At 66.3% G+C, this 14,996-nt stretch carries 8 protein-coding genes and 3 pseudogenes; 5 read left to right on the forward strand and 6 right to left on the reverse strand.

Annotated elements, in window-relative coordinates; all coding sequences use genetic code 11:
- A pseudogene (locus DMB66_RS41575) lies at nt 1–389 on the reverse strand (hypothetical protein); the annotation flags it as partial.
- A gap of 478 nt (nt 390–867) precedes the next feature.
- Here DMB66_RS41575 and DMB66_RS41580 point away from each other — a divergent pair.
- Together DMB66_RS41580 and DMB66_RS41585 are read left to right on the forward strand one after the other, a co-directional pair.
- Nucleotides 868–8,706, forward strand: a complete 7,839-nt coding sequence (locus tag DMB66_RS41580; protein ID WP_125809630.1) for a ricin-type beta-trefoil lectin domain protein — start codon at nt 868–870, stop codon at nt 8,704–8,706.
- A gap of 34 nt (nt 8,707–8,740) precedes the next feature.
- Nucleotides 8,741–9,043, forward strand: a complete 303-nt coding sequence (locus DMB66_RS41585) for a hypothetical protein (protein ID WP_125809631.1) — start codon at nt 8,741–8,743, stop codon at nt 9,041–9,043.
- A 123-nt stretch (nt 9,044–9,166) separates the two neighbouring features.
- Here the strand turns inward: DMB66_RS41585 and DMB66_RS41590 are convergent, their stop codons facing one another.
- A complete protein-coding gene (locus DMB66_RS41590; protein ID WP_125809632.1) occupies nt 9,167–9,949 on the reverse strand; it encodes a transposase family protein in 783 nt (260 codons plus the stop codon).
- A 371-nt stretch (nt 9,950–10,320) separates the two neighbouring features.
- On the opposite strand from DMB66_RS41590, the gene DMB66_RS65355 reads away from it, so the two are divergent.
- Nucleotides 10,321–10,449 carry a hypothetical protein gene (locus DMB66_RS65355; protein ID WP_255441237.1) on the forward strand — a complete coding sequence of 43 codons (129 nt, stop codon included), beginning with the start codon at nt 10,321–10,323 and terminating at the stop codon, nt 10,447–10,449.
- A gap of 16 nt (nt 10,450–10,465) precedes the next feature.
- On the opposite strand, the gene DMB66_RS41595 is transcribed toward DMB66_RS65355, so the two are convergent.
- The 3 genes and pseudogenes from DMB66_RS41595 to DMB66_RS65360 form a co-directional block, all read right to left on the reverse strand.
- Nucleotides 10,466–10,840, reverse strand: coding sequence for a hypothetical protein (locus DMB66_RS41595; protein WP_125809633.1), 375 nt, complete (start codon nt 10,838–10,840; stop codon nt 10,466–10,468).
- Between the two features lie 243 nt (nt 10,841–11,083).
- Nucleotides 11,084–12,703: a hypothetical protein gene (locus DMB66_RS41600; RefSeq protein ID WP_125809634.1), complete on the reverse strand. Its 1,620-nt coding sequence runs from the start codon at nt 12,701–12,703 to the stop codon at nt 11,084–11,086.
- Nucleotides 12,704–12,919: 216 nt separating this feature from the next.
- Nucleotides 12,920–13,090, reverse strand: a pseudogene (locus DMB66_RS65360) (ATP-binding cassette domain-containing protein); the annotation flags it as partial.
- Nucleotides 13,091–13,094: 4 nt separating this feature from the next.
- Here DMB66_RS65360 and DMB66_RS66195 point away from each other — a divergent pair.
- Nucleotides 13,095–13,262: pseudogene (locus tag DMB66_RS66195) on the forward strand (hypothetical protein); the annotation flags it as partial.
- 27 nt (nt 13,263–13,289) lie between these two features.
- The gene (locus tag DMB66_RS66200) at nt 13,290–13,613 is read left to right on the forward strand and encodes a polymorphic toxin type 30 domain-containing protein (RefSeq protein WP_370320259.1); all 324 of its coding nucleotides are present in this window, start codon (nt 13,290–13,292) and stop codon (nt 13,611–13,613) included.
- Between the two features lie 1,035 nt (nt 13,614–14,648).
- Here DMB66_RS66200 and DMB66_RS41615 read toward each other — a convergent pair.
- Complete coding sequence (locus tag DMB66_RS41615) at nt 14,649–14,954, reverse strand: hypothetical protein (protein WP_125809636.1); 306 nt, start codon at nt 14,952–14,954, stop codon at nt 14,649–14,651.
- Nucleotides 14,955–14,996 lie beyond the last annotated feature (42 nt).

The following is a 14,996-nucleotide window of genomic DNA, read 5'->3' on the forward strand; positions in this document are numbered from 1 at the left end:
ACGGGGGTAGCGGGGTTGCCCGGCCGGACGGTCAGCCCGCCCGGGGCGTCCTTGGCGCTGGTCAGCTTCAGGTCGACCGGCGCCCACCGTCCCTGGGAGTCCTTGGCGCGTTGCGGCACCGCGTGGGTCCGGGTGCGCCGCTGCCCGTCCGGGAGCGCCCAGGTCTGCGACGTGGCGGTGGTGTCGGTGTCGATGAGCACGTCCTGCTTGGACCGACGGGCCTCGGCCAGGGCGGCCGCCTCGTCCCGGAACTGCACGGAGCCCGGCGCGGCACCCTCCCCGTGCGCGGGAGGCCGGTCGCCTGTCGACGGCCACCACGGCAGCGTGGCGGCGATGAGTGCGGCCAACAGCAGGCCGGAGGTGCAGATCAGCCTGGTACGCGAACGCACGAAGAAACTGAAGGGACGAGGCACAGTCACGGCGGTCTACTCCCGTGGGACCAGCGGAAAGGGGGGTGGCACAGGCAGCCCTGTCCGGCGGACGGTCGGGGCAGAAAGCGCGCACACGATCGCAAGCACCGGGTCGGGTCGTCTACCCCGTGGTTGTTACTCATCCGTAATGTCGCGCACCGCAACGATCCGGTTAGGCCAGACATCGGCGATTTAGGTGATCTTGGTGGCGGAAGACGCGCCGAATATCCCGCCTATCCGCTAAATCCCATAACTCGGCTATGCCTGATCATGGTCGTGATATTTGAGTGACGTGGATCACTTAAATTTAGATTAGGTGACTCTCGGTAATGTTGAGTTTGGTCGCTCCCTGCTGGAGAGTCCCCCCACGCATGCGCCTCGTCCGTCGATGGCGTCTGCATTCCCGGTGTTTTCACACCTCATTTCGTCTGCGCGCCTGGGTGGGAGTCGACTCGTTATGCGTGGAACAGGTCCGCTGTGGTGGTCAGGCCTTCGTCGGCCGCGCCGTTTCCGTACGGCGCTCATCCTGAGCCTGTCCGCGACGCTGGTCGTCACGAGCCTGCCGGCTCAGGCGCTGGGCGTCCCGGGTGACGGCATGTCCCGCGAGGGAACCGCGGTCACCCTGCCGAAACTGCCTTCGAACACACCTGCCGAGCAGGATGAGCAGGCGGAGGTCGACCTCACGACCGCGGACGAGGTGCCGGTCGAGGAGTACCAGCCGACTGCCGTCGCCCCGTGGCAGGAAGACAGCGGCGTGGTCGACCTGACCGGGCTCGAGCCCGGCGACAGCAAGCCGGTTGACGATCTGCCGATCGCCCTGGGCGTGCCCGAGGGCGGCGACCCGGCCGATCTCGCCGGCAACTGGACCGTCGACCTCGCGGCGCCCGAGGCGTCGCAGGCCTCCGACGTCGCCGGCCTGATCATGAAGATCGTCCCGCCGGTCACCGCCGGCGCGGACGCCGAGGTCGCGCTCAGCGTCGACTACACGGCGTTCGCCGACCTCTACGGCCCGCAGGCCGCCGACCGGTTCGGCATCGTGATGCTGCCCGACTGTGTCTACGACGCGCCCGGCACCGGCGAGTGCGAGTCCACCGGCGAGGCCGGCGAGGAATCCGCCACCGTGACCGCTGAGGCCGTGCCCAGCGAGGTGCAGATCGTGCCCGCTGCCGCCGCGGCTTCTTCCGGTGTCTCCGCCGCCGCGGCTTCCGCTTCCGCCAAGTCGGCCGCCAGCAGTTCCGCTTCCGTCAAGGCGGCCAAGGGGGCGTCGAAGCGGCGCATCGTCAGCGCCGACGTGCCGCTCGACCGGCTGCTCGACGACTCCGGCACCGGCGGCGCCGGCGGCGGGGTCATGACCCGGGCCGCGGTGGACGCGAACGGCGGCGTCGTCGGCGCGATGGACACCGGCGCGTCGGCGGCCGGCGACTTCACCGCCACGCCGCTGCTGTCCTCCGGTTCCTGGGCGGCCGGCTCGTCGTCCGGCGCGTTCACGTACTCGTACCAGGTGCAGGTGCCCGAGACCGCCGGCGGCCTCATCCCGAAGGTGAACCTCGGGTATTCGTCGCAGTCGGTGGACGGCCGCACCTCGGCGACCAACAACCAGGCCTCCTGGATCGGCGACGGCTGGGACTACAGCGCGGGAGCGATCACGCGCACGTACGCCAACTGCCGGCAGGACTCGAAGAAAGCGGGCGCGAACAACACCAAGCACCGCACGGCCGACCTGTGCTGGGCCTCCAAGAACGCCACCATGTCGCTCGGCGGCGCGAGCACCGAACTGGTGTGGGACGAGGGCAAGAAGAAGTGGTTCACCGCCAACGGCGATGGCTCCGTGATCGAGCAGAAGTTCGACACCGGCCTGGCCAACGGCGACAAGGACGGCGAGTACTGGGTCGTCACCACCCGTGACGGCACCAAGTACCACTTCGGCCGGAACCGCCTGCCCGGCTGGTCCGACCACGGCGACGCGGCCGACGACCCGGTCACCAAGTCCGTGCTGACGGTGCCCGTCTACAGCAACCACTCCGACGAGCCCTGCTACCAGGGCACCACGATCGACGACTACAAGAAGTCCTTCTGCACCGAGGGATGGCGCTGGGCGCTCGACTACGTCGAGGACGTCCACGGCAACGCGATGAGCCTGTGGTGGGAGCGCGAGAGCAACTACTACGCCCGCAACTTCGACTTCAAGAAGCCGGTTCCGTACCACCGCGCGGGCTACCTGACCCACATCGACTACGGCCAGCGCAAGGACAACCTGTTCTCGGCCGTCGCGCCGGCCCGGGTCGCCTTCACGGTGAAGGAACGCTGCTACGACAAGGGTGCCCTCACCTGCAGCGAGGAGAACTTCACCAGCAAGAACCCGGGCGACTACCGCCACTGGTACGACACCCCGGCCAACCTGCGCTGTGCCGCACCCACCCCCAAGGTGCTGTGCTGGAACGCCGCGCCGACCTTCTTCTCCCGCAAGCGCCTCGACAAGATCACCACGATGGCGCAGCGGCGCACCGACACCACCGCCCGCCAGGCGGTCGACGACTATCAGCTCAAGCAGTCCTTCCCGATCCTCAAGACCGGGCCGAACACCGCGCTCTGGCTGGAGTCGATCGCCCGCACCGGCTACGGCCGCAACGGCACCGACGACGAGAAGACCACCCTCAACCCGGTGCGCTTCGAGTCCAACGTGGACAACATGCCGAACCGGGTCCTGCGGGGCGCCAACGACCCGCGGCCGGGCTTCTCCCGGCTGCGGATCGGCCGGGTCATCAACGAGTACGGCGGCGAGACCGTCATCAGCTACAAGAAGCCCGAAGGTAACTGCGCGAGCGGCTCCGGGCTGCCCGGCAAGGCCGACACCGCCGAGCTGAGGACCAACACCCGGCTCTGCTACCCGGCCTTCTGGCACCCGGACCCGGCGGTGGAGGACATCGACTGGTTCCACAAGTACGTCGTGGCGAGCGTCGAAGAACTGCCCGCCGTGGACGGTGCGTTCGGCACCACCACCAACTACGCGTACAAGAGCGCCGGCTGGAAGCTCGCCGAGGGCGAGTTCACCAAGAAGTCCACCCGCACATACTCGCAGTTCGCCGGCTTCCAGCAGCTCACTGTGCTGACCGGGGAGGACAACGCCGACTTCGGCGCCAAGCGCACCAAGTCCGTCACCCGCTACTTCCGCGGCATGGGCGACACGGTGGGCGTGGACGACATCACCGGCGCGGAGATCGCCAAGGACCGGGAACCGTTCGCCGGCCGCATCGCCGAGGAACTCACCTACTCCACCGCCGGTGCGGCCGACGACGACTGGCTCACCCGCAGCATCACGTACCCCCAGGCTGTCGAACTGGCCCGGCGCGACCGCGGCGCCGACGACATCAGCCCGTTGCAGGCCTGGCGGGTCCTGGAGCCCAAGCAGGTCACCTTCACTAAGTCGTCCGGCACCGGCGAGGACAAGCGCACCGAGCGCAAGGTCGAGACCCGGACCAAGTACGACGACGAATACGGTCTGCCCACGGACATCGAGTCCTTCGGCGACACCGGCAAGACCGGCGATGAGTCGTGCGCCAAGATGGAATACGTCCACCACACCGGCAAGAACATCATCGGCCTGACCAAGCAGGTCCGGACCAGCGCCACGAGCTGTGCGGACGCCACCTTCGACGACCTGACGTCGCTGAGCTCCGCCAGCCGGACCGCCTACGACGGCCTGGCCTACGGTGCCGTCCTCCCCGCCACCACGCGCGGCCTCGCGACCCAGACCTACTCGCTGAAGGCCGACGGCACGGGCTTCCAGCTCGAGGGAACCACGGTCTTCGACGGGATCGGCCGGGTCACCTCGAAGGCCGACCGGGACAGCCGCACCTCCACGATCACCTACGAGCCGGACACCGGCCAGGCCTTCCGGGTCCGGGAGAAGAACCACCTGAAGCACGAGCAGGTCCGGGAAGTAGAGCCGGGTCGCGGCGTCGGAATCAAGACGACCGACGTCAACGGGCACGTCAGCCAGGCGCAGTACGACCCGCTGGGCCGCATGCAGAAGGCCTGGGGACCCGGCCGCGCCACGAGCGCGGTGCCGGACTTCGAGGCGATCTACACCACGCCCACCACCGACCCCGACAGCGGTCAGCGCAAGCCCCCGTACGTCACCACCAAGACGCGTGGACACGAGGGTCGCATTCAGACCTCCGTCACCATCTACGACGGAATGGGCCGGCAGCGGCAGAGCCAGGAGGAGGGCACCGGCGGCGGTCGCCTGATCACCGACACGCTCTACAACAGCTCCGGCGAGGTCTTCGAGACCAACAACGCGTACTACACCGCGGGCACCCCGAACGGCCAGCTGTTCAAGCCGGACGCGCCGGTGCCGAACGCCACCCGCTACAAGTACGACGGGCTCGGCCGGGTGGTCCAGGAACTGCCGATCCTCCGCGGCGACGAGATGCCGAACCGGGCCACCAAGTACGAGTACGGCGCGGACTTCTCCACGGTGATCAACCCGACCGGCGCCGTCTCGTACCGGACCTACTCGGACGCCCTGGGCCGCACCAGCCGGGTGGACACCTTCACCGACGCCGCCCGCACGGCCTTCACCTCGATGTCGTACCAGTACGACGCGCGTGGTCAGCTGGCGAAGGCCACCAACTCGGAGAACGCGAAGATCTCCTGGTCCTGGACCTACGACCGGCGCGGCCGGATGATCGCGGCCACCGACCCCGACAGTGGCGTCACCAGCACCAGCTACGACGACTACGACCGGCCGCTCACCGCCACCAACGCCCGCGGCGTCACGGTTTGGAACGACTACGACGACCTGTCCCGGCCGACGGAGCAGCGGCTCAACAACAAATCCGGCCAGCTGACGGCCTCGTTCACCTATGACAACGCTCCGGGCGGCAAAGGCCTGCCCGCCACTGCCACTCGCTACACCGACGGGCTGCCGTACACCCAGTCGATCGGTGGCTACACCGACGACTACCAGCCGACCTCGACGACGCTGACGTTGCCGTCGACCGTGGCGAGCACGTGGGGGCTGAAGACCTCCTACTCGTACAACTACTCCTACACCGACACCGGCCTGACGGAGTCGGCGACGCTGCCTGCCATCGGTGGCTTCGCCGAGGAGAAGCTGCTGGTCCGTTACACCAAGGACGGGCTGCCGCTGTCGGTGTCCGGCAAGGACTGGTACGGCGCCGAGACGGCCTACTCCCCGCACGGTCAGCTCATGCGCTCGACGCTCGGCGCGCAGCCCTACCGGGTATGGGCCCTGGCCAACTACGACGACGCCAGCGGTGCGCTCACCCAACAGCAGGTGTACCGGGAGAAGACCGACGACAAGACCATCGTCGGTGGCAACCTCGTCTCCCAGCGTTCCTACGGGTACGACGACGCCGGCAACGTCACGGCTGTCCGCGAGCAAGCCGTCGGCATCGAGGAGCGGCAGTGCTTCACGCATGACCCGCTCGGCCAGCTGAAGAAGGCCTGGACCGCCAAGGACCAGGAATCCTGCACCGCCGGCCCGGTCGGCACGGACGGCACCGTCAACGTGGCGGCCGGTAAGGACAACACCGGCTACTGGCAGGAGTACGAGTACGACCTGCTCGGCAACCGCACCAAGCTGGTGCAGAAAGACATCACCGGCGCCACCGCCAAGGACGCCACCACCGGCTACACCTACGGCAAGGCCGACGGCAGCCAGCCCAGCACCCTGACCAAGGTGACGAAGAAGTACACCACCCCGGCCGGTGCCGCGATCACCGCCGAGGCCGAGCGGCTCTACGAGCTGACCGGTGAGACCAAGACCGTCACCTCGCAGCAGAACGGCGACAAGCAGGAACTGGCCTGGACCTACGACGGCAAGATCGAGCGGATCTCCGGTCAGGGCGAGAACGGCAAGACGTCCTACGTGGGTCTGGCGAGCAAGTGCCTCGACCTCAAGTCGGCCATGCCGGTGGCCGCGCAGCCGATCCAGCTGTACACCTGCAACGGTGGCCTCGCCCAGAAGTGGCGGTTCACCCCTACACCGGGGCAGTCCGACGCCAACGTCGGCGCCATGTCCGTCCATGACGGCTGGTGCCTGCAGCCGGCCGCGAACACGGCGGGATCGGCCTTCGGACTGCAGAAGTGTGACGGCTCGGCCGCCCAGCAGATCAAGCGCCTGTCCTCCACCAACCAGCTCAGCCACCCCGCGTCCGGTCTGTGCGTCGCCGCCAAGGACGGTGCCACCGCGGACACGACCCCGATCGTGCTCGCGGCCTGTGCCAGCACCAACACGGCGCAGCTGTGGCAGGCGCAGAACGAGACCCGCCACATCTACGGTCCCGGCGGTTCGCGCTTGCTGACCGTTCAGGGCAAGCAAGCGACCCTGTACCTGGGCGAGGCCGAGCTCACCGTCCAGCAGGGCGGCGCCCCGGTCAACACCCAGCGCTCCTACTCGGTCCCGGGTGGAACGGTGGTCCGTAACGCCTACGGCTTCGGCGCCGCCGGCCTGAACGCCGTCGTCGGTGACCACCAGGGCTCGCCGTACGCGGAGGTCAACCTCAGCGGCAGCATGCAGGTCCGGATCCGCAAGCAGGATCCGTTCGGCAACCAGCGGGGCACCGTGCCGCTGGGCATGCACATCGCGACCAACGACGGCTTCCTCGGCGCCAACCGGGACGACGCGTCCGGCTACGTCCCGCTCGGCGCCCGTCTGTACGACCCGGTGGTGGGCCGCTTCCTGTCGGCCGACCCGGTCCTCGATCTGGCGGACCCGCTGCAGTCCAACGGCTACGCCTACGCGCACAACAATCCGGTGACGCACTCCGACCCCACTGGCCTGTCGGTCGGATCGGTCGCGCTCACCGCATCGGAGATGGCCGCCGCGCTGGCCGGCGTGGGCTTGACCCCCGCTCAGGTCGCGGAGGCACAGGCCAACGCCAACAAGTCGCTGACCTCGATCATCCTCTCCGCGGCCTGGGGCATCCTCAGTGAGTTCATCGGACTCACCGACGCGATGAACTGCTTCGGCGGCGACCTGTGGGCCTGTGGCAGCCTGATCCTCGGCGCCATCCCATGGGCCAAGGTCATGAAGATCGGCAAGATCGCCAAGGCCATCGACCGCACCATCGCCGCCATCCAGGCCTGGCGTACGGCGAAGAAGGCGGCAGAAGCGGTCCTGGCTGCGGCTCGGGCGGCGGAACGCATGGCGCTGCAAGCCAAGAAGGCCGCGATCGAGCGGGCCAAGAAGGCAGCACAGGCCGCGCAGAAGAAGGCCGCCGAAAAGGCCAATACGACCAGCAACAAGGCTGCCAACGCCTCGAAGAAGACCGGCAACCCGGTGCAGAAGGACGCCCAGGCCAAGGCCAACCCCGGGGGGGCCTCATCCGGTGGTGGCGGCAAGGGCGGCGGGTCCAAGCCCGGGGGCTCCTCCGGTAGCTCCGCGCGCAGCAGCGGCGGCAGCAGCGGCGGAGGCGGCGCCGGTAAGTCGGGTGGCGGCGAGGGCGGCAAATGCAACAGCTTCGTCCCGGGCACCAAGGTGCTCATGGCGGATGGCTCTGCCAAGCCGATCGAGGACGTCAAGGTCGGCGACGAGGTCAAGGCCACCGATCCGGAGACCGGCGAAAGCCGGGTGGAGACGGTCACCGCCGAGATCAAGGGTGAGGGCGTCAAGCACCTGGTGAAGGTCACCATCGACACCGATGGGGACAAGGACACCGCGGACGCCGAGGTAACCGCGACCGACGGACACCCCTTCTGGGTGCCCGAACTGGGCGAGTGGATCCGGGCCACCGAGCTCGAGACCGGTCAGTGGCTGCAGACCAGCGCCGGCACCTTCGTGCAGATCACGGCGATCGAGCGGTGGACCAGTCGGCAGGCTGCCGTTCACAACCTGACGGTCAGCGACATCCACACGTACTACGTAGTAGTTGGCGCCGCGCCGGTCCTCGTCCACAACTGCGACAATGATGCCGCGGAGTCCGCGAAGAGCGTGCAAGGCGAGGGCGACACGGTCGACCTCTACCGCGCCGTGGGCGTGCGGGAGTTCCAGGGCGTCGAGGCGACTGGAGGATTCCATCCCGGTGGCAACAGCCTTGAAGGCCGACAGTTCGCCTTTACCCAAGACGAGGCACTGGCCTATGCCGACTGGGATTCGAGTAAGGTTGCGATCCTCAAGGTGACCGTCCAGCGGAGTGCGCTAGCACACTTCGACTTCTCCAGGAATATCGACGTGTCGATCTTCCGAAACGGTGTCGTCACCGTGCAACCCGGCAGACAAAATGACATATTCCATGAGGCTCTCCAGGGGATTCAGCATGTCTTGTAACGGAATGCGGCGGTAGCGGCCGGTGCGAGCGCGAGTGACGTTCCTGCCGACATCCGAGGGCGGGCGCACGACCCCGGCGATGAGCGGAGTTCGTCCCCAGTTGAAGGTGGGAAATCGCTTCACCAGCTGTATCGTGCGGTCCGCCCGAGAGGAACAAGTCTTCCAGCTGGGTCGGGAGTATGACGTCGAGCTCGACCTGATCTTTCCGGAGGAATACCAGGATTCGATTGATCTTCGCTCTGCCATCGAGCTCTTCGATGGCAGCAGGCTGATCGCTGTGGGGCAGTGGGTCGTCCGCGACGAGCCTGGAGGCCCGCCCTCAACTGAACACGGCTAGTGACGGGCAAGCGCAAGTCGGGTGGATTTGGCGCGGATCATCGCTGTTGGGCGGGTCGATCACGTATCGATCCGCCCTTCACCTCTATCCCGACTGAGAGTGGCCGATGATCCATGAGCCTTTTCATCCTCGGTAGGTCGGGTTCTCGACGTGATGTAGGACGAGGATGGCCTGCACGATCGGGGTCGCGCGGTGCGGGCTGCAGCGCAGCCGGGTGAGGACTTTCCAGGTCTTGAGGGTGGCGTTGGCGCGTTCGCCGATGGCGCGGATCTTCGCGTGGGCGAGGTTGACCTTCTTCTGCCAGGCGGAGAGTTTCGGCCGGTAGCGGTGGCGTTTGAACGGGGTCCGGATGCTGCCGCGGGCGCCCTGGTATGCCTTGTCGGCGAAGGTCATCACCTTGTCCCTGGTCAGCGCGTCGATGATGGCGTGGGTGCGGGCCGCGGTCAGGTCATGGACGGAGCCGGGTAGGGCGGCCGATGCCCAGAGGATCCGGCCTGCCGGATCGGCGATGACCTGCACGTTCACGCCGTGACGGCGGTGTTTGCCGGAGTAGTAGGGCTTCTGGTCGGCGACCCGGTCGATCGGGATCAGGGTGCCGTCGAGGATCGCGTAGGCGAGCAGCCGGATCCGGTTCATCGCCGTGGTCAGGTCGTCGGCGGTGGCGGCGAGCAGGTCGATGGCTTCGCGGACGTAACGCCAGGCTGTGGTGACGCCGATCTGGAATCCGGCGGCCAGGCGGGTCAGGGTGTCGCCGTTGCGTAGGTGGGCCAGGGCGAGCAGGGCCTGTTGGCCGGGGTCGAGGCGCCGCCACCGGGACCTGCGTTGCTGGCGGTGGGTGCGGATGAGGGCGGCGAGGTGGTTCAGGCTGCGGGTGGACAACGGAATCGCGGCAGGGTAAGACAGCACAGCGAGGCTCCCGGTTGGGGCATCTGATCTTGGTCGATTGCTGTCTTACCGGGAGCCTCGTCCTACGTGGACACCGGCCTCCCGCACTGCCCGTGACCTGCACCGCCACGATGAAAATGGCTCAGGGAGGCGCTGGGCGAGGAACTGGCGCTGGAGATCGAAAGGCTTTGCCATCAGGTCGAGAATGGATCACATCTCTACCTCTGGTTTGTGGGGGATTGATGGAGACCTGATGGCTCCTTGTCTGAGGCCGCCGAGCCCAATTGGCGCAGCACCCTGTGTTCGGCTTCCGGCACCCAGTCCAAGATTTGACAGCCGTGCGGTGGCCGCCGTCCTACTGTGGCGGGATCACACGGGGAAGGGGAACCGGTATGAGCATGTCGTCGATGTTCCTGCGGATGGTTGTCGTGGCGGCGGTGGTCGCGCTCGTCTCGTTGGTCGTGTTCGCTGTCTCGGGCGCGGAGGAGTTCTCGGTCGCGACCAAGATCTATGTCGGCTGAGCGGTGCTTCTTTCGGTCAGCGTAGGTCGAGGACGGCGTCGTCGGTGATGTAGTCGACGTCGGGGTCGGCGCGTAATGTTTCCACCTGTTCGTCTGTCAGCGTGCAGCCGAGGCATCCGTCCAGCAGCATGACGTTCGTCGCGCCGACCCGTGCCGCTACCTCTTGAGGTATCGCGACGTCCAGCACGCTCACGATGTACTTACCCTGGATGTGTCGAGGGTTGCGATGGTGCGGCGCGGGCTCGGCCCGGGGACCGGGCGTGCGCGCGGCCCTGGCCAGCTTCTCCAGCCGGGCGTACTTGATCGCCACGTGGTCGGGTGGCCGGTGCAGTTCCGCGATCCGCGGATTGTCGGTCAGGCCGCGGTCCCGGCCTGACTTCAGGACCAGCAACGCCTCGCCCGCTGCCCAGGGCAGGCGCGTCCGAGCGCGTCATCGAGCACGAGCGAGCCGGCGGAGAACAGCACCGCGAGAATGATCGCGAAGCCGGACAGTGCGAGGCGGAGCTTGCGGGAGAGCAGACTCTTCAGCGTGGCGCGGAGCACTAGAGGGCTTGAGCGGCGGGAGCCGTGAAATTTGAGTCAGGTTTTGTTGATCGAGAGCCGGTTTTGGTGTGGTGACCGGGGATCGGCCGGGTCAGGCTGCGAGCCCGGCGTGTCGGCTGAGGCCGTCGATCGCGTGTTGGTAGGCGCGGGCGGCGGTGCGTAACGGTGATGGCGTTGGTGGGTCGGGGTCGGACAGTTCGGCTAGGCCGGTGCGGAGGAACCGGTCGTGTAGGCGGGTGAGGAACAGGGCGTGGTGCAGGCCGGTGTCGGTGACCTGGTAGCGGTGGGTGCCGCGGATCCGGGTGATCAGGCCGTGAACACGGAGCCGGCGCAGGTCGTAGCTGCTCTGACTGGTGGTGATCTGGTCGGGAGTGTGTCCGAGCAGGGCCGCGACGTGGTGTTTCAGGTCGTGGTTGGTGAACCCGGCGGGTTGCAGCCGGAACTGCCACAGGGTGGCCAGTAGGGCATGGGCGCGGGGGTCGGTCAGGCGTAGCCCGGGCACGCGGGTACCGGTGTCGGTGGTGACGGGCCGGCAGATGGTAGTGATCGCGGTGGCGCCGTCGGTGGGGTCGTGGCTGATGGTCTGGACGCGCAGCAGGCGTCGGTTGGCGGTGAAGCCGATCTGCCGCAGGGCGGGCAGGTTGTGCAGCCGTTTACCGATGGCGAAGTCGCGGGTGTCGTTGATGGTGGTCTCGGTGCGCAACGCACGACCGAGTTTGTGGTACTGCTTGATCTTGCTGGTCTTGTAGTCGATGTGCAGGCTGGGCGTGACACCGTCGGTGATGATCCGGGTCCTGAACCGGCCCGGGGTCGGGTGTTGACGTCCGCGTTGGATGCGCCGGTCGAAGATCAGGCTGACCTGGTCGGGTCGGCCGATGTCGAGGTTGTCCCGGATCACCTGGTCGAAGAAGATCCTGCCGTCGACCGGCCGGTGCAGTGTCTGGGTCAGGCAGAACTCGGCCTGCAGGATGGAGATGTCGTAACGGTAGCCGGTGTCCTGGTCGGCGTCGGTGAACGGATGCGGCAGGATCCGCAGCCATTTACGCAGCAGAGCATCGATCTTCTCCGCCGACAGTTGATCGCAGATGGCCTGCACCGCGGTCGGGTTCTCACAGGTAGCGAAGCCGTTGTCCAGGGCGGTGAACCCGATCCCGGCCTTGACGGCCTGGCGTTTGGCGTACTCGTTGCCGTTGACACAGAGCTTCGCGGTATACGGGAAGTAGGAGCTGAACTTGAGGAAGAACGGACCGAAGTCGGTGTCGACGCAGTAGAAGTACCACTGGTTGACCATCGCGGTGGCCCGCACGATCCACGGGTAGCTCAGCCCGAGGGAGTTGCGGCGTTTCTCGGTGCGGAACACACCGTTCTTCTCCTGAGCGCGACCGATGAACACCACCCCTTCGTCAGCGGTGAAACCGGCCAGGTGTTCATGCATCACGTCGTCTTTGCGTTGACCCTTGACGAAGTCGACGACCGGGATCCGGCCTTGCCGCGCGAACGTCTTGATCGCGGTGACGAACGCCTCACTGATCGGCGCGAGGACCGCGCTGGAGATCACCGGGCAGCCCAAGTGATACCGGATGAACCCAGCTACCGCCTTCGGGTGCTGCAACCGCGGCTGGTACACGTTGCAGTACATCCGATCGATCGACTCGATCTCGAACGCCGTATGACGGCCCAGGACATCACCGGCGCTGCGCGGTAGCGTCATAACAAGGCTCCGGTCGTTGAGGATCGCCTCACGGCAACCAACCACTGTGAGTGGTTCAACGAACGGGACCGGGAAACCGGTCACCGTCTATCCCACGACCGGAGCCCCACCACCACACACGCCTCGTCGGGCTGGGGCAGCGCCCCGTTAGAGATTCACCGCCGAGTCGAGGTGCTTGAGCCGGTCCAGGACGGTGTCGGGGGTGGGTTCGCGCAGAGGTCTGGCGATGAGAGCGCGGGCGCAGGCGACACGTTGCTGTTGTCCGCCGGACAGTTGGCTGGGCCGGTGGCCGAGCCGGTCGGCGAGTCCCACGGTCCTGATGACGGTGTCGTACCAGGTCTTGTCGGGTTTACGGCCGGCGATGGAGAGTGGGAGCAGGATGTTTTCGGCTCTCAAGCCTGGTCAGTGGCTCCAGACCAGCGCCGGCACCTTCGTGCAGATCACCGCGATCGAACGGTGGACCAGTCGACAGGCGGCTGTTCACAACCTGACGGTCAGCGACCTTCACACGTACTATGTGCTCGCTGGCAACACGCCAGTGCTGGTGCACAACTGCGGCGGATATGATCTCAGAGGTAAGGACCCGATGAGTATCGTTCCCGATAACGCGAGCGTGCGGGAACTTACGCCGCACCCGAATGGCGGGTCGCAGTATGGGCTAGAATTCAAATGGACCAATGATGCTGGAAAGACCGTGCGTCTTCGGATTCATGGTCCCGACGGTACAGCGCCGGCCGGATCCAACTCCGCGACAGGCGAGGCATATAGGGTGCAGATTGGTCGTCAATATCAAGATGAAGCCGGGAATTTGTTCCACCATCAATCTCACAATCCAAATAGCCCCAACTGCAATCCTGACGCAGCCAATGCGACGCACATACCTTGGCCCAGCCAGTTCCCGGGGTTGTGATGGCTGTCGGTGCTGAGGACCTGATACAGCTGCTCAGGCGCATCATGGCAGTTGACGTAGAGGGGCGGGAGGCAGGCGCGGAGAACGCGAGCGACTGGGCGACCGTATTCGATCGTGAGGAAGCTGAATCGGTCGTTCTCGTGCTAGCCAATATGGCGTCTGTCGAGAGGCATTCTCGGGTGCGGGAGGCGCAGCTACACGCGATTCTCGAAATCTCGGAAACTCACCCGTTGCGCGCGGGGTTGGTGAGTTCGCTCGGTAGACTGACTAGCGAAGATATGAACGAAGAGCAGTTGTCTTATCTGAATGAGCTTGGACTTGTATTAGGCAAGGGGGGTGATCCGCGAGCGTGGAGTGAATGAAATTCTATTCTTGGCGGCCGCTTTAAATCTGGCTCCGAGTGGCAAGCGGAACATCGGCGGCATGTGGCGTCGTTGGCATTTTCGTGCGCCGACGGTGCTCCGCGTGCGCCTCCGTTGCTGTCACGGCTGATGTCAGGTGATCAAGTATATTTACGAAGGTCGATACATGCTCGTGAGGGCCGCATTCCACGGATCGCGCGAGGTGGTATCGGTTGAGTGTGGCGTGCGCGCGGGCCGTAGGCCTTGAGCGCGTGCGCGCGGCCCGGCCTTGTGCCGGGCCGCTTCTTGATTACGTATAGCTTTTCTTAGCCAGACTCTTCAACTGATAGTGGTGCGAAGCTATCTAAAAGCGACCTCGCTGACACCCGTTGCTGCTCGACTCTCCTGGTGGCGGTCGGTGGCGCGGCGCGGTTGGGTGGGCGCCGTAGGCGTCTGCCCGCGCGGTGTTGGCGTCTGCGGGGCCGTAGAGGTCTCCGGGGTCAAGGGCCGCCCGTAGGGCGGTCGCTGGGAGACGGGTAGCGCCCTTGAGGCTGGAGGGGCGGCCTCGTATCCTCGCGGCGCCGGCCGCTGCCAAATCTCCTTCGGGTGCGTAGAAGTGCTCCGCGGGTTCGGTCGTGTCCAGCGGTCCGCCTCCGGTCGTCCTGGTGCGTGGGGGTTGCTGTCAACGTTGCTGTCACGATCGATGATCGTGGTTCTTCGGGACGGCGGACCCGCCTGAAGTCGCAGGTGAAGCCAGGCGTGACGTAGCGTAACCGCCGGTCGCAGCCACACGTACTATGTGATCGCAGGCGACGAGCCGGTCCTCGTCCACAACTGCGGCGAGGCGTCCCTCGACGCGCAGGCCGACAGAGGTGAAATGCGGGGCAGCGACTTCGCCGCTGAATATGAATCTCAGAGCGGTCATGTCTATCGGTCGGACAACAAGGAACCTGTTGCCGTTCCGGATGATATGGCAGACAAATTTGAGGAGCACGATCACCCGATGAACGGTGGGTGCGCGGAGATGCAGTGCTTGAGTAAG

Source organism: Actinoplanes sp. ATCC 53533 (assembly GCF_003947245.1).

Excerpts from the sequence above, each read along its gene's own strand:
- DMB66_RS65355 (WP_255441237.1), top strand. The coding sequence starts at position 10,321 with ATGAGCATGTCGTCGATGTTCCTGCGGATGGTTGTCGTGGCGGCGGTG.
- DMB66_RS41600 (WP_125809634.1), bottom strand. The coding sequence starts at position 12,703 with ATGACGCTACCGCGCAGCGCCGGTGATGTCCTGGGCCGTCATACGGCG.
- DMB66_RS41580 (WP_125809630.1), top strand. The coding sequence starts at position 868 with ATGCGTGGAACAGGTCCGCTGTGGTGGTCAGGCCTTCGTCGGCCGCGC.
- DMB66_RS66200 (WP_370320259.1), top strand. The coding sequence starts at position 13,290 with ATGAGTATCGTTCCCGATAACGCGAGCGTGCGGGAACTTACGCCGCAC.